The sequence below is a fragment of the Pyruvatibacter sp. genome, from assembly GCF_040219635.1.
Taxonomy (GTDB): domain Bacteria; phylum Pseudomonadota; class Alphaproteobacteria; order CGMCC-115125; family CGMCC-115125; genus Pyruvatibacter.
The window spans coordinates 150,795-171,916 of record NZ_JAVJSC010000003.1; the positions used below are offsets into that span (position 1 = coordinate 150,795).

General features: G+C 57.3%; 19 protein-coding genes. 12 read left to right on the forward strand and 7 right to left on the reverse strand.

From position 1 onward, the window contains the following. Window positions 1-21: 21 nt before the first annotated feature. Window positions 22-930 (reverse strand): alpha/beta fold hydrolase, encoded by a 909-nt coding sequence (locus RIB87_RS04115; protein ID WP_350143795.1) that lies wholly within the window; start codon window positions 928-930, stop codon window positions 22-24. A gap of 204 nt (window positions 931-1,134) precedes the next feature. Here RIB87_RS04115 and RIB87_RS04120 point away from each other — a divergent pair, with 204 nt between their 5' ends. Genes RIB87_RS04120 through RIB87_RS04135 form a run of 4 tightly spaced genes read left to right on the forward strand, consistent with a single transcriptional unit; the run spans window position 1,135 to window position 6,222 of the window. Continuing rightward, a complete protein-coding gene (locus RIB87_RS04120) occupies window positions 1,135-1,785 on the forward strand; it encodes a 2-hydroxychromene-2-carboxylate isomerase (RefSeq protein WP_350143797.1) in 651 nt (216 codons plus the stop codon). Between the two features lie 25 nt (window positions 1,786-1,810). Then, window positions 1,811-3,499 (forward strand): glycerol-3-phosphate dehydrogenase/oxidase, encoded by a 1,689-nt coding sequence (locus RIB87_RS04125; RefSeq protein ID WP_350143799.1) that lies wholly within the window; start codon window positions 1,811-1,813, stop codon window positions 3,497-3,499. Window positions 3,500-3,501: 2 nt separating this feature from the next. Further along, on the forward strand, window positions 3,502-4,503 hold the full coding sequence (locus tag RIB87_RS04130; RefSeq protein ID WP_350143801.1) for a diacylglycerol/lipid kinase family protein: 1,002 nt from the start codon (window positions 3,502-3,504) through the stop codon (window positions 4,501-4,503). Window positions 4,504-4,533: 30 nt separating this feature from the next. Further along, window positions 4,534-6,222 carry an FAD-binding oxidoreductase gene (locus RIB87_RS04135; RefSeq protein WP_350143803.1) on the forward strand — a complete coding sequence of 563 codons (1,689 nt, stop codon included), beginning with the start codon at window positions 4,534-4,536 and terminating at the stop codon, window positions 6,220-6,222. Here RIB87_RS04135 and lipP1 read toward each other — a convergent pair. Both lipP1 and RIB87_RS04145 read right to left on the reverse strand, forming a co-directional pair. Then, on the reverse strand, window positions 6,219-7,169 hold the full coding sequence (gene lipP1 / locus RIB87_RS04140) for a LipP1 family hormone-sensitive lipase (protein ID WP_350143805.1): 951 nt from the start codon (window positions 7,167-7,169) through the stop codon (window positions 6,219-6,221). The two genes, RIB87_RS04135 and lipP1, sit on opposite strands and share 4 nt — an antisense overlap. Before the next feature lie 48 nt (window positions 7,170-7,217). After that, on the reverse strand, window positions 7,218-7,772 hold the full coding sequence (locus RIB87_RS04145; protein WP_350143807.1) for a DUF924 family protein: 555 nt from the start codon (window positions 7,770-7,772) through the stop codon (window positions 7,218-7,220). Window positions 7,773-7,853: 81 nt separating this feature from the next. On the opposite strand from RIB87_RS04145, the gene RIB87_RS04150 reads away from it, so the two are divergent. Then, the gene (locus RIB87_RS04150) at window positions 7,854-8,348 is read left to right on the forward strand and encodes a CinA family protein (protein WP_350143809.1); all 495 of its coding nucleotides are present in this window, start codon (window positions 7,854-7,856) and stop codon (window positions 8,346-8,348) included. 55 nt (window positions 8,349-8,403) lie between these two features. Here RIB87_RS04150 and RIB87_RS04155 read toward each other — a convergent pair whose 3' ends face one another. After that, window positions 8,404-10,284, reverse strand: a complete 1,881-nt coding sequence (locus tag RIB87_RS04155) for an AMP-binding protein (protein ID WP_350143811.1) — start codon at window positions 10,282-10,284, stop codon at window positions 8,404-8,406. A 98-nt stretch (window positions 10,285-10,382) separates the two neighbouring features. Further along, the gene (locus RIB87_RS04160) at window positions 10,383-11,951 is read right to left on the reverse strand and encodes a fatty acid--CoA ligase (RefSeq protein ID WP_350143813.1); all 1,569 of its coding nucleotides are present in this window, start codon (window positions 11,949-11,951) and stop codon (window positions 10,383-10,385) included. Between the two features lie 232 nt (window positions 11,952-12,183). Between RIB87_RS04160 and RIB87_RS04165 the strand changes: the two genes are divergently transcribed. The 5 genes from RIB87_RS04165 to RIB87_RS04185 are packed head-to-tail and all read left to right on the forward strand — an operon-like array spanning window position 12,184 to window position 16,040. Beyond that, window positions 12,184-12,729 (forward strand): carboxymuconolactone decarboxylase family protein, encoded by a 546-nt coding sequence (locus RIB87_RS04165; RefSeq protein ID WP_350143815.1) that lies wholly within the window; start codon window positions 12,184-12,186, stop codon window positions 12,727-12,729. A gap of 10 nt (window positions 12,730-12,739) precedes the next feature. Continuing rightward, the gene (locus RIB87_RS04170) at window positions 12,740-13,720 is read left to right on the forward strand and encodes an MBL fold metallo-hydrolase (RefSeq protein WP_350143817.1); all 981 of its coding nucleotides are present in this window, start codon (window positions 12,740-12,742) and stop codon (window positions 13,718-13,720) included. A 2-nt stretch (window positions 13,721-13,722) separates the two neighbouring features. Continuing rightward, window positions 13,723-14,289 (forward strand): carboxymuconolactone decarboxylase family protein, encoded by a 567-nt coding sequence (locus tag RIB87_RS04175; protein ID WP_350143820.1) that lies wholly within the window; start codon window positions 13,723-13,725, stop codon window positions 14,287-14,289. A gap of 11 nt (window positions 14,290-14,300) precedes the next feature. Then, entirely contained in the window at window positions 14,301-15,092 is a 792-nt protein-coding gene (locus tag RIB87_RS04180) for a glutathione S-transferase family protein (protein WP_350143822.1), read from the forward strand. Between the two features lie 30 nt (window positions 15,093-15,122). Next, the gene (locus RIB87_RS04185; protein ID WP_350143824.1) at window positions 15,123-16,040 is read left to right on the forward strand and encodes a glutathione S-transferase family protein; all 918 of its coding nucleotides are present in this window, start codon (window positions 15,123-15,125) and stop codon (window positions 16,038-16,040) included. Window positions 16,041-16,124: 84 nt separating this feature from the next. Here RIB87_RS04185 and RIB87_RS04190 read toward each other — a convergent pair whose 3' ends face one another. Beyond that, window positions 16,125-17,153 carry a zinc-binding dehydrogenase gene (locus RIB87_RS04190; protein ID WP_350143826.1) on the reverse strand — a complete coding sequence of 343 codons (1,029 nt, stop codon included), beginning with the start codon at window positions 17,151-17,153 and terminating at the stop codon, window positions 16,125-16,127. 221 nt (window positions 17,154-17,374) lie between these two features. On the opposite strand from RIB87_RS04190, the gene RIB87_RS04195 reads away from it, so the two are divergent. Together RIB87_RS04195 and RIB87_RS04200 are read left to right on the forward strand one after the other, a co-directional pair. After that, window positions 17,375-17,920, forward strand: coding sequence for a TetR/AcrR family transcriptional regulator (locus RIB87_RS04195; RefSeq protein WP_350145559.1), 546 nt, complete (start codon window positions 17,375-17,377; stop codon window positions 17,918-17,920). A 41-nt stretch (window positions 17,921-17,961) separates the two neighbouring features. Continuing rightward, window positions 17,962-19,149 carry an LLM class flavin-dependent oxidoreductase gene (locus RIB87_RS04200; protein ID WP_350143828.1) on the forward strand — a complete coding sequence of 396 codons (1,188 nt, stop codon included), beginning with the start codon at window positions 17,962-17,964 and terminating at the stop codon, window positions 19,147-19,149. Window positions 19,150-19,301: 152 nt separating this feature from the next. Here the strand turns inward: RIB87_RS04200 and RIB87_RS04205 are convergent, their stop codons facing one another. Then, window positions 19,302-21,098 (reverse strand): long-chain-acyl-CoA synthetase, encoded by a 1,797-nt coding sequence (locus RIB87_RS04205; RefSeq protein WP_350143830.1) that lies wholly within the window; start codon window positions 21,096-21,098, stop codon window positions 19,302-19,304. Window positions 21,099-21,122: the final 24 nt, after the last annotated feature.

The following is a 21,122-nucleotide window of genomic DNA, read 5'->3' on the forward strand; positions in this document are numbered from 1 at the left end:
TATAAAGAGCGTTTTCAAAGACTACTCGGCGGCGGCCTTGCCAGCCTCTATCTCACGGCAAAATCCACCGACCTTTTCCAGATAGATAGGCACCAGCGCTTCGGTAAAATCGTGCGCCATGCCCTCAACAATCTCCAGGCGCGCGCCGGGCACAGCATTCGCTGTGTCCCTACCACCTTCAACCGGCACCAAAGGATCATCTGCGCCGTGCAACACCATGGTCGGCACAGTTACCTTTGCCAGAGCCTCATTGCGTGCGGGCGCTGCAAGAATAGCCAGCACCTGACGGCCAAAGCCTTCAGGGCAGACCATGCGGTCAACGCTCTTTGCGGCAACCGCCCGCAGCTCTTCGTCCGTACCAGGATATTTCGGGCTGCCGATCACCTTCCACATGTTCACGCCCTGCGCGATGAGGGCATCGCGCGTCGTGTCAGCAGGCGGGGTCAGCAACGCAGCCATGGCTTCCGGCTTAGCCGCAGGCACATCCGGGTTGCCGGTAGTGGACATGATGGAGACCATACTCCTCATCTTTTGCGGATGCCGGATCGCCACAAGCTGCGCAATCATGCCGCCCATGGACGCACCCACGACGTGGGCCTTGTCGATACCCAACGCATCCAGCAGACCGGCGGCGTCGTCAGCCATATCGTCCAGAGAATAGGGCGATGTTACCGGCTGGCCGGTCATCTGTGCGGTCACGGCAGCCATGATATCCGGCGCGCCCGCGTCGTCGATCTTGCTCGACAGCCCCACATCACGGTTGTCGTAGCGGATGACATAAAAGCCCTGATCCGCCAGCCCGCGGCAAAAACTGTCCGGCCACATCACGAGTTGGCAACCAACACCCATAATGAGCAAAAGCGGAGGATTGCTGGTGTCTCCAAAGGTCTCGTATTCGAAAGTCAGCCCGTTGGCCTGTGCCTGCGGCATGGCGCGTCTCCTGATGATATTGTGCTTTTACATTTTTCGGATCGGAGCCTAGCAACAAGGCCCACAGGTTGAAAGCCGGACGAAAAAGCCCTTGGGGTCGCGCCCGTCGCACGGTAGCGTGCGCGAAAAGACGCCGTGCGGAGCAGGACAAACGCAGGCTCGATACAGGGCTCGGTGCCGGGCTACATAAAGGGACAATTTTTCATGCCACTTTCCTTTGACCTGTTCTGGTCTTTCCGCTCGCCATATTCCTACCTCGCAACGCCCCGCCTCCGGCAACTTGCCGAAACCTGGGACGTGACCATCAATGTGCGCCCTGTCTATCCTATCGCCGTGCGCATTCCTGGTTTCTTCAAGACCGTGAACCCGCAATGGCCACCCTATTTGCTGACAGACACAGCACGCATCGCCGAGTTTGAAAACATGCCCTATGCATGGCCAAGCCCGGACCCGATCGTGATGGACATTAAAACCGGCGAGGTACCTGCCGACCAGCCTTATATCCACCGCCTTACCCGGCTTGGTGTGGCAGCAGCGCAGGCCGGACACGGCATGGCATTTTTGTATGAGGTGAGCCGCATCATCTTCGGCGGCACAAAAGGCTGGAACGAAGGCACCCATCTCGCAGACGCTGTTGCCCGAGCGGGCTTCGACCTCGCCGACCTCGACAAAAAAATTGAAGCCGATCCCACAGCGTATGAAAAAATAATCGAAGAAAATGAAGCCGCCCAGAAAACCGCAGGTCACTGGGGTGTGCCACTTATGGTATTCGAAGGTGAGCCGTTTTTCGGGCAGGACCGAATAGACCTGCTGGTCTGGCGCATGAAACAAAAGGGTCTCGCCAAGCGGGCGTGAGGCCGAACAGGAGTTGAGTCGCTTTATGGAGCGCAACCTTCAACGCATGGCGGCTACCCGTCATGACCTTCTCATTATCGGCGGCGGCATTACCGGTGCCTGCATTGCGCGCGACGCGGCCTTTCGGGGGCTTAAAGTCGCACTTGTTGAGAAGAACGATTTTTCATCTGCCACCAGTTCCGGCTCGTCCAAGCTGGTGCATGGAGGCCTGCGCTATCTGGCGAACTTCGAGTTGAGCCTTGTGCGCGAAAGCCTGCGCGAACGCCGTACCTGGGAAGCGATTGCCCCGCATATGGTGTCGCCCGTACCATTTCTCATTCCCTTATACGGCACAGCGTCCACCATCACCCTCAAGATCGGTCTGACGCTCTATGATTTGCTTTCCTACGATCGCAATCGTTTGGATGACCCTGACAAACACATGCCGCGTCACAAACGCATTTCACGCGCCGAAGCGCTTGAGCGTGCGCCCTACCTGAAAAAGGACGGGCTGACCGGTGCGATGATCTATTACGACTGCCAGATGTATTCACCTGAGCGCATTGGCATTGAATGCATTGGCGACGCAGCCGACAACGGTGCACACATTGCCAACTACGCGCAGGTGGATGAAATCCTTGTTGGCACTGAGAATGGAAAACGTACCGTCACTGGTGCCCGCGTGCGCGACTTACTCGACAACAGCAGCCACGACATTTCAGCCGACCTCACCATCAATGCCACCGGCCCGTGGGGCGACATGGTCATGGCGCTGGCCGAGCAGGATGGCGCGCCTGCCCGCAGCCTCATTCGGTCGAAAGGCATTCACCTGATTACCCGGAAGCTGACTGAGAACATGGCGCTGGCTGTGCAGTCCAAGCTGGGCGGGCACTTTTTTGTCATTCCGTGGCGTGACCACACCATTATTGGCACCACGGACACCGTGTTCAAAGGTCGCCCGGACGACTTAAACGTCAGCGAAGCGGACATCACAAACTTCATTGCCGTCATCAATGACGGTCTTCCAGGCCTCAACCTGACCCGTGATGATGTGGAGCACTTTTACGCCGGCTTGCGCCCGCTTGTGGACACCAATCCGAATGCGGATGAAAAAGACAGCTATGGTGCCTCGCGCGCCGCTGAAGTATTCGACCACGCTGATGAAGGCGTGGATGGCCTGCTTTCGGCGCTGGGCGGCAAATGGACAACATCCCGTCAGCTGGCGGAGCAAGTGGTTGATATGGCTCTGAGCAAACTTGATCGTCCAGCCGGATCGTGCCGCACCGCTACAACTCCTGTGCAAGGCGGCGAGATAACCCGTTATCGGGAGTTTGAGGAAGCGGCCCTCAAGCGTTTTCCCAAGCTGGCACCTGATATTGTCCGCAACCTTGCCCGCAACTACGGTAGCCGGATTGACGACGTGGTGGATATTGCCGACCACGAAGGACGCCCCGACCTGCTGGAGCCTCTGTCCAATTCAACCATGACAATCGGCGCACAGGCGCTCTACTCCATCCGCACAGAGATGGCCCGCACTCTGGACGATGTGCTGCAACGGCGCACGGGCCTCGGCACGCTGGGCCACCCCGGCCACGAAACGCTGACCCGCATTGCCGACATCGTCGGTGAGGAACTGGGGTGGGATGCAGACGAAAAAACCCGCCAGATCGCGCAAACAGAAAAGCGCTTCCATACGCGCGACGACGTTCCCTCCGCCAGCGTAACCGCGCAATAGCCATGACGCTTAAATCCCCTTCAGGCAAACCCAAACCATATGCGCTCACAGACGGCGCAAAAGTGCATGTTGTTGCCAACCCGCATTCAGCCGGAGGGGGCACAGCGAAGAACTGGGACGATCTCCTGGCAACACTCAATCGAGCAATTACGCCGGTAACAGGCCGCCCGGTTGAAACGTCGCTTACAACCGCCCCCTGGGATGCAGCGCGCCTGACAGCCCAGGCATTGCGCAATGGTGCGGATCAGATCATTGCGGTTGGCGGCGACGGCACAATTCACGAATGCATCAATGGGTTTTTTGATACCGGCAAGCCGCTGAACCCTAATGCAGTACTCGCACTGTTGCCTGCGGGAACGGGTGGTGACTATCGTCGCACATTCAACATTCCCGATGATCCGGCACTTGCTGCAGACATCTGTGCGCGCGGCGACGTGCGCGAGGTTGACCTTGGCCGCATCAGCTATGTGGCGGACGATGGCAGCAAGGAAACCCGCTACTTCAACAACATTGCAAGTTTTGGTCTGTCGGGAAAAGTGGACCGCGCCGTCAACAAGGCACGTTGGCCAAAAATGTTTGGCGGGACATTTACCTTCGCCTGGTGCACCTTCTGGACTGCGTTGCGCTACAAACCGATGCCCGTGCGCATCAAGATGGATGACCGCTACGACGAGTTGTTCAATGTTGGCACCGCTGCTGTTGCACTGGGCCAGTACTTTGGCGGTGGTATGCACATGGCACCCATGGCACAACCCGACGATGGTTTGTTTGATGTGGTCATCATGACCGATACAACCCTCAGGGATCTGGTGGCAGGCGACGGCGACCTCTACAAGGGCACCCACATTCAAAGCCCCAAAGTGATTGCCACACGCACAAAAACACTGCTGGCTCTGCCGGTTGATGAAACTGACGAAGTGCTGCTTGATATCGATGGAGAAGCACCAGGCCGCCTGCCCGCAAGCTTTGAAATTGTGCCTGCAGCACTCAAACTGCGCACTTAACGCGACTGTTTCCACTGGACGAGGCCACACATGACCATCGACCGCACAAGCCTACGCTGGAACGGCTGGGGGCCAACTAACCAGCATGATGCCCTGCCCAAAGGCGCACCGGCATGGGACTGGATCGCAGACGCGCTGGGCATGACGGCACCGCTGCCGCAAACACCTGCAAAAGACATTTCTACCTGCACATTGCCCGCGTCCGGTCTGGATGGCGAAACCCGCCTGTCGCTTGAGCGCATCGTTGGCGCCAATCAGGTGCATACCGGCGACTACGAACGCGCCTTTCACACGCGCGGCAAGAGCTACCACGACCTGCTGCATCTGCGCGCGGGTGACCTGTCCAACGCGCCGGATGCCGTTGTTTATCCGCGCAGTGCAGACGAAACACAGGCCCTCGTTGAGATTGCCGCTGCCAGCAACATAGTGCTGGTGCCATATGGCGGGGGCTCCAGCGTTGTTGGTGGCGTAACAGGCCGCGAGGCGGATGAAACCCGCATCTGCATCAGCGTTGACACAACTTTGATGGCGTCAGTGCTGAACGTGGACGATACCGCAATGACCGCAACGGCACAGGCAGGCATCTATGGCCCGGCGCTGGACAAAGCACTGGCGGCCCACGGCGTGCGGCTTGGTCACTACCCGCAGAGCTTTGAATATTCAACTCTGGGAGGCTGGGTGGCGGCGCGCGGCGCCGGGCAAAACTCCAACCGCTACGGCAAGGCTGAAAAATGGCTTGTGTCAGCGTCCGTCGCCACGCCAACCGGCACCTGGCGCACCGAGGCCACACCCGCATCTGCCGCAGGCCCAAACCTCAACCAGTTACTGGCGGGCAGCGAAGGTACGCTGGGCATTATCACCGAAGCCACCTTCAAGCTGCATGATGTTCCGGAAACCGAAGACTATCGCGGTTATCTGTTTCGCACATTCGCAGAAGGCCGCGAAGCGATACGACGCATCGTGCAGACAGAAGTGCCCGTCGCCATGCTGCGCCTGTCAGATGCCGATGAAACCTTTTTCTTCCGCACACTTTCAAGCGCGGGAAAAGAGCCCGGCGTCAAGGACCACCTGACGGATGCCTATCTGCGTCTGCGCGGATACGCTGATAAGCCCTGCGTTCTGCTCACCGGCATGGAAGGGGATGCCGCAAATGTCTCCCACGCCCGCGACCGTGCCGCGCGCATCATCGCGGCTTCAGGCGGTATGCATGTGGGCAAGTCACCCGGTGCTAATTGGAAGGCCGGACGGTTTCACGGGCCTATGGTGCGTGACCCGATGATGGATCACGGGCTGGGCGTTGACACGCTGGAAACATCAACCTTCTGGCCCAACATTGAACATCTGCACTCCTGCGTCACCAAAGCACTGCAAGACGCAATCACGGAGACTCTGACCGATGACCGCCAGCGTGGCATCGTCATGGCACATATCAGCCACTCTTATGCTGATGGCGCGAGCCTGTATTTCACCTTCGTGTTTCCGCGTCGCCTTGACGGTGGACTCGAAGGCGAAGTCGAGCAGTGGCTGACAATCAAACGTGCCGCATCAGATGCGATCCTCGCCAATGGCGGCACGATTTCGCACCATCACGGCGTCGGCACAGATCATGCGCCCTGGTTGGGTCAGGAAAAAGGGCCGCTGGGTATGCAGATGCTCGACGCAATTAAAAAAACCATCGACCCGAAGGGCATCATGAACCCCGGCAAACTGCTCAGCTAATCTGCAAGTGCTGCCGCCAGCTTTGCTGCTGCCACTTTTACAGCATCCCGCGCCACATCCAGCACGCCTTGCATGTTAAAGAAACCATGGATCATGCCGGGGTAGTCGATGTATTCAGCCTTGGTGCCGGCGGCATTGAGTGCATCCGCATAGGCCTTACCTTCATCACGCAACGGATCAAATCCGGCGGTAATCACATAGGCTGGCGGCAAGCCGGATAAATCCCTTGCACCCAGCGGGGAGGCTGTTTCCTCGGAGCGCGCGGCATCATTACCGCCCATATACTGGCTCTCAAACCAGCGCATGGTTTCCTTTTCCAGAAAGTAGCCTTCACCAAACTGCGTGCGCGACCCCCATTGCTCGGCATCGGTAAAGTCCGTGGTCGGATAAATGAGGAGTTGAAACGCAATCTGCGGACCCTTTTTGGTTCTTGCCATCAGCGCCACGACCGCTGCCAGATTACCGCCCGCACTATCACCGCCAACAGCGATGGCGTTGGGGTCAATACCCAGATCACCGGCATTCTGTTCCACCCACGCAGTTGCTGCGTAACAATCCTCAGCAGCCGCCGGATATGCATGTTCAGGCGCCAGCCGATAGTCAACCGCTACAACACGCACACCTGCCTCGTTGGCCAGTGTACGACACAGCGCGTCATGGGTGCCCAGCCCGCCAATGACAAACCCGCCACCATGAAAAAATACAAGACATGGCAATGCCGCACCGCCGCCTGCAACAGGCGTATAGATCCGCGCGGGAATATCCCCGGCAGGGCCGGGAATGACAATGTCCTCGGTTTTGCCGATCGGCACATCCGGCAGGTCGAGCACCGCAGCCATCCCGTCATAAGTGGCGCGCGCATCCGCCAGTGGAATGTCCCACAATTTGGGCGCCGGGTTCTCAGATAGCTGAGCGAGCAAAGCCTCAACCTGGGGGTCAAGTGACATGGTATTTCCTCTTGGCGTGTTAGCGTTGTTTCTCGTGTTGGCGGCAGCTTACCCCGAAAATGCATTCTTGCTCGACAGATATGTCAGTTCATCAGGTGTCGATGGGCGGCCAAGGACTTTGTTGCGATGCGGGAAACGGCCGAACCGGGCAATCAGGTCGCGGTGCAAAATAGCAAAACGAAGCGTGCCTTCATCTTCCGCCAGCCGGGATTCCAGGAGTTGAATGCACACCTCCTGATCGTCCAGCGCTTCTGAATGCATAAACGGCATGTAAAACCATTGCCGCGCGGTAGCTGGTATATGAGTGTCATATTTCAGATCAATCGCCCCGCGCGCAACTTCCCGTGCGCGGGCGTCATAAGCAAAAGCATCTGCATGGCCGCGATGAATGTTGCGCGGAAACTGGTCCAGCAAAATAACCAACGCCAGCGCGCCTTCTGGCGTTTTACGCCAATCATCAAATGCGCCTTCGCCCGCCGCTACAACAGCCTCAGAAAACAGTGAAACAATTTTCGCGTCGAATGCCTGATCTTTTTTGAACCACTTGTCAGACCCCGCTGAAAACCAGAAGTCCAGGACCGTGCGCGGTATCATCTTGTTCATTATGGTACAGCCCGTTTTTGAATACTGGAAATGCTACAACCGGCATGACGGACCGTGACGCATATCAGGGAGACTGACAAATTGGAAACGTTGCTGCCACTTGCAAAGGCCATTGCAGATCATCTCAAAGGCTGCGAGCAAACAGTTGCCATCGGGGAAAGTGCAGGCGGTGGACTGGTGTCAGCAGCGCTGATCGCACAGCCGGGTGCCTCCGCATTTTTTCTGGGTGGTACTGTCATCTACACACCGCATGCGGGCCGCGCCCTACGTGACAGAACGACGCTGAACCTAAAAGGCCTTGTGCCTTTGACGCCACCTTTCGCGCAAGAGCTTGCAGATGGTTATCGCAGACAGATGAAATGTGACTGGGCGACCAGCGAAATGGGCGCCGCCGGGCCCGCAGGCTCGCCCTATGGTCCCAAACCTGGTACCGCCGTGGTCGCTGTTTCCGGTCCCGTTTCACGTGCCCGCATGGTCGAAACCGGCAGCGCCGACCGAATTGAGAACATGCGCGCATTTGGCAGGGCGCAACTGGAACTTCTTCTTGAATGTGTGCAAGACGCTACCGGACGTTAGCAACACCTGCTTCCCCGGACTTGATCCCGAGCTTGCCTGACGATCAGCGCCTGCCCTAAATCACAATCACTCCGTCAGCCACATCATCCGCATACAGCATATCGACCAGTGCCGCGCGACGCTCCAGTGTGGCGCGCTGATTGATGTAGCCTTTGTCGGTGATCTCATGACCGTCAATAGATGGTGGTTCAGTCATCAGGTGAACACGTTTGATCCGCCCGGATGATCCACCAGCTTTCTTGTTGTGTGCGGTAATTTTTTTGCGCAGCGCCTCAACCACCGCAGGATGTCGCAACATGTCGGTGGGCGTGGTGGTGCCAGCCGCAAGCTCGGCAACGGCGGCCATGTTAGGCCACGCGAGCAACGCGACATAGGGTTTGTCGAGACCGCACACAACGGCGTCCTGCAATATGGGCGACGCCGCAGCCACAACATCAGCGCGCAGCGTACCGGCAGAGACCCAGGTGCCGGAGGATAGCTTGAAGTCTTCCGTCACCCGTCCGTCAAATATCAGCCCTTGTGCAGGGTCATTTGGATCAACAAACTTACCCGCGTCTCCCAGTTTGTAAAAGCCATCCTCATCAAACGCTTCAGCTGTCTTGTCCGGGTCGTTAAGGTAGCCGGATGTGACCGTGGGACCTTTGACACGCACCTCCATTTTAGTGCCGTTGGGCACCAGTTTCAGCGTCAGCCCCGGCAGCGGCAGCCCGATAAGGCCAACACGCTCGGTGATCCAATGTACCACCGTAATGCCCTGCGTTTCCGTCGCGCCGTACATGGTGGTGAACGGCATACGCATACCAGTCTCGGCAATGGCGAGCGCCTGCATACGATCATACAAATCGTTTGAAAGCGTTGCCCCGCCATAGGCCATGTATTTCAGCTTGGCGAAGAATGACTTGCGCAACGTGGCATCCCGCTCCATGGCATCTGCCAGCATGGAAAAAGCAATGGGGGCAGACCCGAAAACCTGCGGAGACACCTCGCGCAAATTGGCGATCGTCTGGTCAAACATGCCGGGAATCGGTTTTCCTGCGTCCAGATACAGCATTCCGGCGTTCTTGAGCACAGCATTGAAACTGATATTGCCTGCAGAAATGTGGTTCCACGGCATCCACTCAAGTGTTTCCGGCACCTCGTTGGGGTCAGGCTCTTCGTCACGCAGAGCTTCCTGCCCAGCCACGACCGCACACATCATACCATGGGTCTGCAACACACCTTTCGGCATACCAGTGGAGCCGGAGGTGAACAGATACTTGCCAACAGTATCGTGGGTGATCTGCGCCATGCTTGCAGCAACAGCGCTGCTGTCCGCAGGCGTCTCGCACAGTTCTTCATAGGTCACAGCCGCTGCGGGCACACCATCTGTACCGCCACTTTTCGCAGCGCACACCACGAGTTCAATACCGGTCATATCTATGTCGGCTATCGCGTCCGCAAAAAGCGGTGCATTGTCCACATAGATCATTGCTGGTTTGGCTGTAGCCACAACGTGCCTGAGTTTTTCATGCCCCGGACTCATCAGCGAATAGGGCACTGAAACGGGGGCGACAGGAACCCGTGCTTTCATCGCAGCAAGCATCAGCACACCATGTTCAATGGCGTTGCCCGACAGCACCATCAGGGGTGTTTCCGGTCCCATGCCGCGCGCCAGCAAAGCGCTGGCGATGGCATCTGTCTTGATCCGCGCATCGCCATAGGTGATGAATTTCCAAGTCCCCGACATATCACGCTCACCGATGAAGTTGCGATCAGGGTGGTCACGGGCCGCATCCTCAAACATGTGCGCAATGCTGCGCGCCATCTCACCAAGCGGATATTTGGACGTAATGGTAACGGACCCGTCGGGCAGATGCTCAACCGATACTTTCGGTGGCTTTTGCGGCAGTGGCTTGAACGGCGGCAGGGTATCGTCGATTTTTGCGGCTTCACTCATCAGACATCTCCCGGAACGTGATCGGATTTTCGGTGTCGGTAACAGCACAAAAAAGGCGCGCCCCAATGGCGCGCCTTTTTACGTATGCAGTAATGGCGCTAGCCAACCTTCCGGTCGCGGCCTTCCCAATACGGGTCACGCAACTCGCGGCGCAAAATCTTGCCCGACGGATTACGCGGCAGCGCGTCGATGAAGTCCACCGTCTTGGGCACTTTATAACCGGCGATCTGAGTCTTCGCCCAGCTGATGATTTCCTTGGGGTCAGGTGTCTTGCCCTTTTCCGGAACGACAATGGCTTTCACAGCTTCACCCCACTTGTCATCAGGCACACCCACAACAGCAACGTCGGCAATGTCAGGATGCTTGAACAACGCGTTTTCAACTTCGGCCGGATACACATTTTCGCCGCCGGACACGATCATGTCCTTCACCCGATCATGAATGTAGATGAAACCCTCATCATCTGCGTAGCCCGCATCACCCGTATAGAACCAACCGTCGCGGACAGCCTCTTCCGTGGCTTCCTTCCGGTTCCAGTAGCCTTTCATGATGCAGGCGGACTTGAGCGTGATCTCGCCCACCTCACCTGTCGGCACCTCATTGCCAGCCTCATCCACGATGCGGATTTCAACACCGGGGCTCGGTTGTCCGCAGGAACGCAGCTTGCCAAGCGCCGGGTCATGATGCTCCGGTCGCAGCACGGTTGCTCCACCTGCTGTTTCAGTTAGCCCGTACACCTGGATGAAATTACAGCCAAACAGCTCCTGCGCCTGCAGCAGCAGAGATTCCTGAATGGGTGATGCGCCATACAGAATGTATTTGAGGCAGGAATAATCCACCTCCTTCACATTTGGCATCATGGTGAGGAACAGGATGACCGCAGGCACCATAAACGCAATCGTCAAACGGTGTTCGGTGATGGCATCCAGAATGCCCGCCGGGTCCACATCCTTCATGATGATGTTGGTGCAGCCTTGCGCATGGCCAATCACACCGACATTCACCCCCGCCACATGGAACAGCGGCATCACTACAAGGTTTTTGTCTTCAGGTTCCCACTGCGCCCACCCGGCCCGCTCTGCTTGATCGAGAATGGACAGGTAGTTGGCGTTGGTGAGTTGCACGCCCTTGGGGTAACCGGTGGTACCTGACGTATAGAGCTGAATGATGTCGTCATCCGGACCCATCTCAACATGCGGATCAGTGGCCTCAAACTTGTCACGCCACTGCGTAAAGGACTCCCATTCCGCATGGCCACCATCGAGCGCGATGACCTTGCGCACGTTCGGGCACTTGTCGAGAACAGCCGCCACCGTGTCGTAAAAGTCTTCGCTGACGAAAACGATTTCGGAGTGGCTGTCGGTGAGAATGTATTCCACTTCCGGCCCGGCCAGACGCCAGTTGACACCAACCACAACAGCACCGGCCTTGAATGCCCCGTTGAGCATTTCAAAATAATGGTCTGAGCCCTTGCCCATGAAAGCAATGCGGGAGTCTTTCTTGATGCCTTCAGCGATCAGACCCTGTGCCACCTGGCAGGCACGCCGATCAAGCTCGCCGTAGCTGGTCTCACGGCCTTCAAAAATCTGTGCAATATGATCCGGGCGGGTGCGCGCCTGAAAGCGCGTGATGTCACCAATCACTTTTATGTTGTCAAAATCAATCATCTGGCTACTCCCCAAGGCTGCCCTGATCTGTGCAGGACTTGTTTCTTGTCCACTTGGGAGGAAGTCTAACGCGTGGCCGCGCCATGGCAATCACAACCCGCATAATGACGCGCGTTTTGCACCAAAAACGCTGATTCCGCACTCGCCTTGCCTGCAAAGGGAGGGCTATGCTCAACCCCCGACATTCTGACAGATAATCAAGTGCAAAGTCGGTGCGAACGAGGAAACCCCTATGGCCCGCATTGAATATGCCGATCCGGCGACGCTGGACGGACTGTCCGCCAAAGCATTCAAGAACGCCCCGCCCATCAATATCTTCAGGATGCTGGCCCATACTGGCCCCCTGTTCGGACGCTTCATGCAGTTTGGCGGCGGTATTCTGTCAGAAACAGAAATAGACCCTGAACTGCGCGAGCTTGCCATTCTGCGCGTCGGGCATTTGTCGGGGGCAGCATATGAAGTGCAACAGCACGAGACTATCTCGCGCCAGATGAAAATGCGCGAAGCGCTGATCGAGGCGGCTCGCACCGGCGACGTTACAGACCTTTCCGAGACAGAAGCGCAGGTCATCGCGTATGCGGATGATGTGGTGAACAACGTCAAAGCATCGGACGCAACATTCCATCCGCTTCTTGAAAAACTTGGTCCCCGCCAACTCCAGGAACTCACTATCACTATCGGCTTTTACATGCTGGTGTCGCGCTACCTTGAGACCTTCGAGGTGGATCTTGAGCCTGGCGAAGTGCCCGACCTCGCCAACATGACGCGCACGAAGTAGGAGCCTGCACGTGACCCATCCAACGACCGGACTTGGTATCCCCAAGTATACCTACACCAAAGGGCTGCACGATCTGGGTGACGGTGCCTATGCCTGGCTACAGCCTGACGGCGGCTGGGGCTGGTCAAACTCCGGCATGGTCGTGGACGGTGACCAGTCTCTCATCATCGACACACTTTTTGATGTTCCACTTACCCGCGACATGCTGAGCGCATACCGCAAGGCTGAGCCTAAAGCCGCTGAGACAATCGGTATGCTTGTCAACACTCATCACAATGGCGACCACTGTTATGGCAACGAATGCTGTGAGGGAGCCGAGATCATTGCGCACAAGCTTGCGGCCGAAGCCATGGCCCACGAACCGCCTACCATGCTGGCAGGCTTTCTGGATGCAGCCCCGGACCTGGGCGACCTTGGCACCTACCTCACCAAGTGTTTTGGGGCGTTCGACTTCAAGGGCGTGACACCAACCCTTCCTACAACGACGTTTGAAGGGTCGCTGACACGCACAGTCGGCAACAAGAGCATTCACCTGTTGAGCGTTGGCCCCGCACATACCCCCGGCGACATCATCGTGCATGTGCCCGACAACAAAACTGTGTATACAGGCGACATTCTATTCATCGAGGGACACCCGATTTTGTGGGAAGGCCCCGTTGAAAACTGGATCAAAGCCTGTGACGCCATCTGCGCCATGGATGTTGAAACAGTTGTGCCTGGCCACGGTCCGATCACGGACAAAAAAGGCGTGAAGGCGCTTCAGCAGTATCTGATCTATGTGCGCGATGAAGCCCGCAAGCGCTATGACGCGGGCCTCTCCTGCTTCGACGCCGCGCAGGACATCGATATGAGCGATTATGATAGCTGGGGTGATGGCGAACGCATCGCCGTCAATGTCGCAACTCTCTATCACGAGTTTTCTGGTGATCCCCGACCCGATACCGCAACGCTATTTGGCTGGATGGCCGAGCTCGACAAAAGGCGGAAGTAGCAATGCCGCGCATCCCCTACCCGTCCTCCGGCGACATCAGCTCTGAAAACGCTGCACTTCTGGCCGACCTGCCGGACCTTAACGTCTTCAAGATGATGGCGCGGTCTGGCGCTGCCTTCGCGCCCTTCATGGCGCTCGTCAACGCCTACCTGAATGACGGCACGCTGGACCCTGAGTTACGCGAACTCACTATTCTGCGCGTCGGCCACAAAAATGCTGCGCAATATGAAGTGTGGCATCACGAGCGGGTGTCGCGCGAATTGGGCATGGCCGAAGAGCGCATCATGGCTGCGGGCGGTACATTGCCTTCGCCCCTCCTGAATGATGCTGAAAACGCGGCCCTTGTTCTGGCAGATGACATTATCGAAAACACCCGCGCCAGCGACAAGAGCTTCACCGCGGCTCACGCTCATCTGGGTGATAATCAGACTACGGAGCTTGTTGTGGTTATCGGCGTCTATCAGATGGTCTGTGCGTTTCTTGAAACCATGGACATAGAGATCGAATCCGGGCCGGTCGCAGCAGGCCGCCTTGAGAAAATCAAAGCAGGTGTAAGCCGCAGCGCCTGAGGAACTCCCACATGACCGACATCACTCTTTATGAACACCCGCTTTCGCCTTATGCCCAGAAATGCAAAATATCCCTGCGCGAAAAAGGCATCACATTTGAAACCAAAATGCCGGATGCTGTGGGTACCGGCCTTGCCGGCGGCGAGTTTCGCGAGGCATCTCCGCGCATAGAGGTGCCCGCCTTAATCCACGGTGGCGTGACGATCTTCGATTCAACAATCATACTTGAATACATTGAGGAGACATGGCCAACGCCGCCAATGCTGCCTGAAAGCCCAATCGCCCGTGCTCGCGCGCGAATGATTGAGGACATAATGGACACCCACTACGAAGCCATCACCTGGGCGCTGGGCGAAATCCATTTTTTCAAACGCGCGACCGGTGCCGACGCCGACAGGCTGACTGCCGCTGCCGGTGAGCAATTAGCGCAGGCGCATGCCTGGCTGAACCGCAAGCTGGTCGATGCACAGTGGTTTAATGGCAAGCACTTCGGCTGGGCCGACCTGAGCGTCGCACCGTTCATCAACGGCGCCGCAAGTTTCGGCTTCTCACCGGACAAAGGCAGCAACCTTGCAACATGGCTTGAACGTGCCAACGCCCGCCCCAGTGTGGCCACCACACAGGAACAAGCCATGGCATCGCTTGGCGACATGGCGCAGGTGGGTGATCTCATTTCATCCGGCGTGTTCAAACGTCAATACCGCGACCACCGCCTTGAGTGGATGGTGCGGTCAGGCGGCCTCAACATCGTGGCGGAGGGCATCAAGAGTGACACCATCCGCTTTGTGTGGCCATTTTCATAAACAATCATTGCGCACCCGGAGTTTAATCACGTGAGCGAAAGAATTATCTTCCACCAATATGAAATCTCGCCCTTCTCGGAAAAAGTGCGGGTCATTTTTGGCATCAAAGACATTGAATGGTACGCGGTAGATCAGCCTGTTATCATGCCAAAGCCTGACCTTGTGTGCCTCACAGGTGGCTATCGCAAAATCCCGGTGATGCAGATCGGCGCGGACATCTATTGCGATAGCCAGATGATCATCCGTGAGCTTGATCGCCGCTTTCCTACAACCACCATGCCCGACAGCAATGGCCTTGGGGCCGGACTTGGGTTTTGGACTGACCGCGAAATCTTCCGCGCTAACGTGGCCATCACTTTTGGCAGCATCGGCGAGCATGTGGATGAGAGCTTCAAGAAGGACCGCGAAGCGCTGTCGGGCCAATCATTCAATACCGACGAAATGAAGCAGGCTGTTCCCGTGATGCTGGAGCAGATGCGCGCGCATCTGGACATGCTGGAAAGCCAGCTTGCGGACGGACGCAAGTTCTTGCTTGGTAACGCGCCCGGCATCGCTGACGCATCTGCCTATTACAATATCTGGTTTGCCCGCGCCGCCAACCCAAACGGCGGCGCGCTGTTTGACAGCTTCAAGGCGGTGCAGGCCTGGGAACTTCGGGTGCGCGAAATCGGCCACGGCACACGCCACGAGATGAGCAACGAAGACGCAATCGCGATTGCCAAAGACGCCACAAGCACAACCGTTGAACACGAAGACCCTAACGAGCCCAACGGCCTCAAGCCGGGCATGACTGTGCAGGTAATGGCTGACGACTACGGCCGCGATCCCATCGCAGGCACACTGGTTTCCTCAAGCGCTGGTCACATAGCGATCAAGCGCGAGGACGAGCGCGTTGGCGAAGTCGTTGTTCACTTTCCCCGCGCGGGCTTTTGGGTACTGCCGGGCTGAGCCTCGTTGTCTTGCCGTCGCCTTGAACAGACTTTTAGTGTCCAGACCTGACAGGAAGAAAAACCTTCCGGGATATCCGCAACATTACTCAGGTTTGAGCATCACCTTGCACTGGTCGCTGGGTGTGCGAAGGGCTTCGAATGCATCGGGAAACGCGTCAAAGCCAACCCGGTGTGTCACCAGATGCTCCACCTTCAGCCGGTCGCCGGCAATGAACGACAATACCGTGTCCCAGTCGCGCGGCTCATAGCCCAGAACGAACTGCACGCCGACCTCTTTCATAATGGCAACCATCGGCATCATCGTGTCCTGCTGCTGACATACGCCAACCACCACAACACGTCCCTTCGGTCTGACAAAATCAATCGCCTGCTGAACCATGCCGGGAATGCCGACGGCTTCAATCACAACGTCCGGCATCATGGCCCCGGTCTTTTCAGCAAACTGTTCAAGCACATTGCCCCTGGCGTCAATCGTGCCTGTGGCGCCAACGCTTTCAGCCAGTGCACGGCGTTGATCCGTCATTTCGCTGACAATCACATGCGCCGCCCCCATCCGCTGGGCAAAGGCAATAGACGCAAGCCCGATGGGCCCCGCACCCAATACCAGCACATTGTCGCCGGAGCGCATCTCAGCACGGTTTACAGCATGAAGACCGACGGCAAGTGGCTCCACCAAAGCGCCCTGCTCAAAACTCACATTCTCCGGCAGCCGCTTGGTCTGCCCAACGCCCACGCGCACATATTCCGCGTAGGCGCCCGGAACCACACCAAGACCGATTGGTTGCATGTCAGATCGCATCCACGGTTCAGCGTCTTCCAGGCCTACAGGCGGGATCGGCGGAATGATGATCGGCAGCGCCGTCACCCGGTCGCCTTCGGAAAAGCGTCCCGCAACCGCACTGCCAAGCCCCACTACCTCGCCGGAGAACTCATGCCCCATCACCGTATTGCCAGGTAGCTGGAACGGGCCGTGCTCGGTGCAGTGCAGGTCAGACCCGCAAATGCCGCACGCTTTCACCTTGAGCACAAGTTCGTGCGGACCAGGGTCTGGCGATGCCACATCCCCAATGGTCAAAGGCTTGCCCGGCTCGTGAAAAATGGCAGCTTTCATAGTTTAGTTTCCTCATGTGCTCTTTTTAGGTGGCGTTTGCCGGCAAGAACTTTGACTCAAACCACACCCGAAAACTAGACTGGAGTCCAGCCAGTTGATTATCGGCCAAAGTCCTGCCGCCAACGGCACAATCAAGGAGCCGCACCATTTCGACCCAGCCTCCAGTTGCAGCCTCTGCCCCCGACAAGCGCGCCCAGCGCAAGGCGCGCACACGCCGTGATATCTTTGCATCTGCAATGCAGCTTTTTGGTGCGCGCAGCTTCGATGATGTGCGCATCGAGGAGATTTGCGACGCTGCGGGCATTGCGAAGGCCACATTCTTTTTGCACTTCGCCAGCAAGGCGGCGCTCATTGAAGAGTTTAACGCACAACTTGTTGCGCGCCTGGCCCTGGAAACAAACGCAGCGCCTGCCACTGCCGAACAGCGCCTGCATTTATTTGTGACAGCGTTGGTCAACGAATGGGAGAGCAACGCTGCTGTGATGCGGCAGATGGCCCGCGAATTTCTGAACCAGCCCGCTCTCATGCCAGCTGCACATGCCGCAAATCGTGACGTCGTGGATCTGGTTAAGGCCATCATCACAGACGGTCAAAAAACAGGCGAGTTTTCGAAAGCGTTTGATCCGTCTCTGGCCGCCACCGCCCTCATCTCGACATGGGGCGCGTTCACCGCCCGCTGGTCTGGCGCGGGCACACAGGTGGATATTGCTACACTGCACACTGACCTGCTGACACTGATACTGGGCGGCCTCAAGCCGCGCCCATAACAACCCACACGGCAATAAAGCCGTATACGGAGGAAATCAAAATGTCTCAACCTAAAGGCCGCAAGCGTAACGGCATTTTCCTGGCTCCGTTCCATCCGCTGGACGAAGACCCAACCCTGTGCATCCAGCGGGACATGGAACTGATTGAGCATCTGGACCGCATAGGCTACGACGAGGCCTGGATCGGCGAACATCACTCGGCCGGCTATGAAATTATTGCATCCCCGGAAGTGTTTATTGCAGCCGTCGCTGAACGCACCAGCCGTATCAAGCTGGGCACCGGCGTTATCTCACTGCCCTATCACCACCCCCTGACAACTGCCAACCGCATCATCCAGCTAGATCACCAGACAAAAGGGCGGGTGATGTTTGGCGCGGGCCCCGGCCTGTTGCCATCAGACGCCATGATGTTGGGCATTGAAGTTGCCAAACAGCGACCGCGGATGGTGGAAGCGCTTGATGTCATCATGCGTCTGTTCAACGGCGAGACGGTGACCGAGGAAACAGAGTGGTACAAACTCACAAACGCCCGCCTGCAGCTCACACCCTATTCCAACCCACACCCGGAAGTGGCCGTTGCCAGTTCCGTCACGCCGTCCGGCGGCAAGCTGGCGGGCAAATACGGACTGGGTATGCTCTGCGTCGCTGCCACCAATGCATCAGGCTACGACGCGCTGGCCATCAACTGGGAAGTGGCCCAGCAGGTGGCCAAGGAACACGGTCGCATCATGGACCCGGATTGCCTGCGCCTTGTTGGCCCGATCCACATTGCTGAAACCCGCGAAAAGGCAATGGAGAACGTGAAGTTCGGCTTCCACAAATGGTCGGATTATTTCAACTCCATCAACCCGATGGCAGCGCCCAATGCCGATGCCAGCAAAGACCCACTGGACGCGATGATCGAAAGCGGGCAGGGCATTGTGGGCACGCCTGATGACGCCATCGCGCAGATCAGGCGGCTTGAAGAAAAAATGCCCGGCTTCGGCTGCTTCCTGCAACTGGCACATAACTGGGCAGATTTTGACAACACCAAGAAGTCGTATGAGCTGTGGCAGCGCCACGTCACCCCAGAGATCGAAAAGATGAATGATGCGCGCCGTAGCAGCTTCGGCTGGGCAACGGACAATGCGGAAGAGTTCATCGGTCAGGCTATGTCAGCAGCCATGACCACGATCCAGCAGCACTACGAGGACGAGGAAAAGAAGAAGGCGAAACCTGCGGCTGAGTAGCACCTCGGCAAAGCGTACGGTCAAGCCGGAGGGGGAGCGGGATTCCGGTCTCCAGCTTGACCGCAGCATCGCCTGAAGACTGGTGCGATATTCAAAAACGGGGCGGCAGAGTTATCTGCCGCCCCGTTTGTTTTATTCAAGAGCAAGGCGCGTCAGAGCTTCAGGCCACCCGACATAATGTCGTTGTATACGCTCTCCTCAAGCCGCACATACTTCTTCACACGCGGATCAAAGAAGTAGATCGGGTCTGAAATCTTGTCTGGCTCAAACCCTTCTTTCACAAGGTCAACCTTGCGGTGCTTGAAGGTGCCGGTGATTTCCACTTCCTCCTGCAAGCGCACGAATACCGGGTGCGAATAGACCGGCAGGTTGTCGTTCAGGTGAGCCTTGAACTTGTCCCAGTCCGGTTCATTTGCCACCACCATGGATACCATGCCTGCACGACCATCCGTACCCGGAATGGCGACGCCATACACATTGGCTTCCTTGATGCCGGGGAACACGGATATGGCTTCCGCCACCTCCGATGTGGCCACATTCTCGCCTTTCCAGCGGAATGTGTCACCGATCCGGTCCATAAAATAGAAGTAGCCGCGCTTGTCCTGTTTCAGAAGGTCGCCGGACCGGAACCAGCGGTCGCCTTTTTCAAACACGTCACGAAGGATTTTCTTTTCTGTTGCCTTGGGGTCCGCATAGCCGTCAAAGCGCCCTGTAGGCTTGGAAGGATCCTCAATGATCTTGCCGATCGCCTCCCCCACTTCGTCGGGGCCGCACTTGATGCACAGCCCGTCTGGGCCGCGCACGGGCTCTTCGCTTTCAATGTCGAACTTTACGATTTCCACGTTGAACGTATTTTTGGCGTAACCTGGAATACGACCAACCGAGCCTACCGTGCCGTCATAGTTCATAAGCGCGATATTGCCTTCAGTTGCGCCATAGAACTCGACAATCCTGGGAATGTTAAAGCGCTTCTGGAACGGCTCCCAGATTTCCGGGCGCAGGCCGTTGCCAACTGCAAGACGGATCTTGTGTTTGCGTTCGGCGGGGTGCGCATCCGTGTTCTGCAGATAGCGGCACAGTTCGCCGATGTACTGGAACAACGTTGCTTCATGCTTCACGCAATCATCCCAGAACTCGCGTGCCGAAAACTTGCGCTTCACTATCACTGAACCGCCGATGGTCAGCGTCGCGCCAAGCGCACATACGCCGCCGGCGGAGTGATAGAGCGGCAGCACTACGTACATGCGGTCTTTTTCGGTCGCATTGGTGGCGGCCGAAAAACCACTGGCCATGGTCTGCAGCCTGAAATGAGTGATCTTCGCAGCCTTCGGCAGACCCGTCGTGCCGGACGTGTAGATGAACAGCGCGTTGTCACTCTGCTTGAGATCGCTGCGCGTGTCAGCGGGCAGATCTTCGGCTGAGTACATCGAAAGAGCCGCATCAAGGCTCTCCGCACCCTGAACCTGACCGCCTTCAATCCACGGCGTGATTTCCTTGTCGAACTGACCTTTGGCGGCAAAGAAATTGTCTGCCAGTTCAGCGCCGACAATCGCCTGCTGCGCACCTGAGATATTCAGGCAGTGAGCAAGACCCATACCAGTGAGGTTGGTGTTGATGAGCGCTGCCGTCGCGCCCATTTTGACGATGCCAAGCCAGGCCACGATGTATTCGGGCCGGTTTTCCATGAGCAGGGCAATCGCATCACCCTTTTTGGCGCCGGACGCCAGCGCCCAACGGGCATAGCGGTTGGCCCGTTCATCAAGCTGACGATAGGTGATCGTGCTGCCGTCTTCGCCGTAGATGGCCACATTATTGGGCTTCGTGGCGGCCAGATTTTCAATGATATCCGCCCAGGTGCGCTCCGGGTTCTTCTGAATATCCTTCAGACGTCCCAGCGTGCGAACGGCGCTGCGCAGATAGGTAACTTCTTTTCCAAGTCGGTTTAGCAAGATGATGTCCTCCCAAGACGTTGA

Coding starts and splice junctions, on each gene's coding strand:
- RIB87_RS04120 (WP_350143797.1), top strand. CDS start 1,135: ATGCCACTTTCCTTTGACCTGTTCTGGTCTTTCCGCTCGCCATATTCC.
- RIB87_RS04115 (WP_350143795.1), bottom strand. CDS start 930: ATGCCGCAGGCACAGGCCAACGGGCTGACTTTCGAATACGAGACCTTT.
- RIB87_RS04130 (WP_350143801.1), top strand. CDS start 3,502: ATGACGCTTAAATCCCCTTCAGGCAAACCCAAACCATATGCGCTCACA.
- RIB87_RS04125 (WP_350143799.1), top strand. CDS start 1,811: ATGGAGCGCAACCTTCAACGCATGGCGGCTACCCGTCATGACCTTCTC.
- RIB87_RS04155 (WP_350143811.1), bottom strand. CDS start 10,284: ATGAGTGAAGCCGCAAAAATCGACGATACCCTGCCGCCGTTCAAGCCA.
- RIB87_RS04165 (WP_350143815.1), top strand. CDS start 12,184: ATGGCCCGCATTGAATATGCCGATCCGGCGACGCTGGACGGACTGTCC.
- lipP1 (WP_350143805.1), bottom strand. CDS start 7,169: ATGTCACTTGACCCCCAGGTTGAGGCTTTGCTCGCTCAGCTATCTGAG.
- RIB87_RS04135 (WP_350143803.1), top strand. CDS start 4,534: ATGACCATCGACCGCACAAGCCTACGCTGGAACGGCTGGGGGCCAACT.
- RIB87_RS04200 (WP_350143828.1), top strand. CDS start 17,962: ATGTCTCAACCTAAAGGCCGCAAGCGTAACGGCATTTTCCTGGCTCCG.
- RIB87_RS04145 (WP_350143807.1), bottom strand. CDS start 7,772: ATGAACAAGATGATACCGCGCACGGTCCTGGACTTCTGGTTTTCAGCG.
- RIB87_RS04190 (WP_350143826.1), bottom strand. CDS start 17,153: ATGAAAGCTGCCATTTTTCACGAGCCGGGCAAGCCTTTGACCATTGGG.
- RIB87_RS04160 (WP_350143813.1), bottom strand. CDS start 11,951: ATGATTGATTTTGACAACATAAAAGTGATTGGTGACATCACGCGCTTT.
- RIB87_RS04175 (WP_350143820.1), top strand. CDS start 13,723: ATGCCGCGCATCCCCTACCCGTCCTCCGGCGACATCAGCTCTGAAAAC.
- RIB87_RS04180 (WP_350143822.1), top strand. CDS start 14,301: ATGACCGACATCACTCTTTATGAACACCCGCTTTCGCCTTATGCCCAG.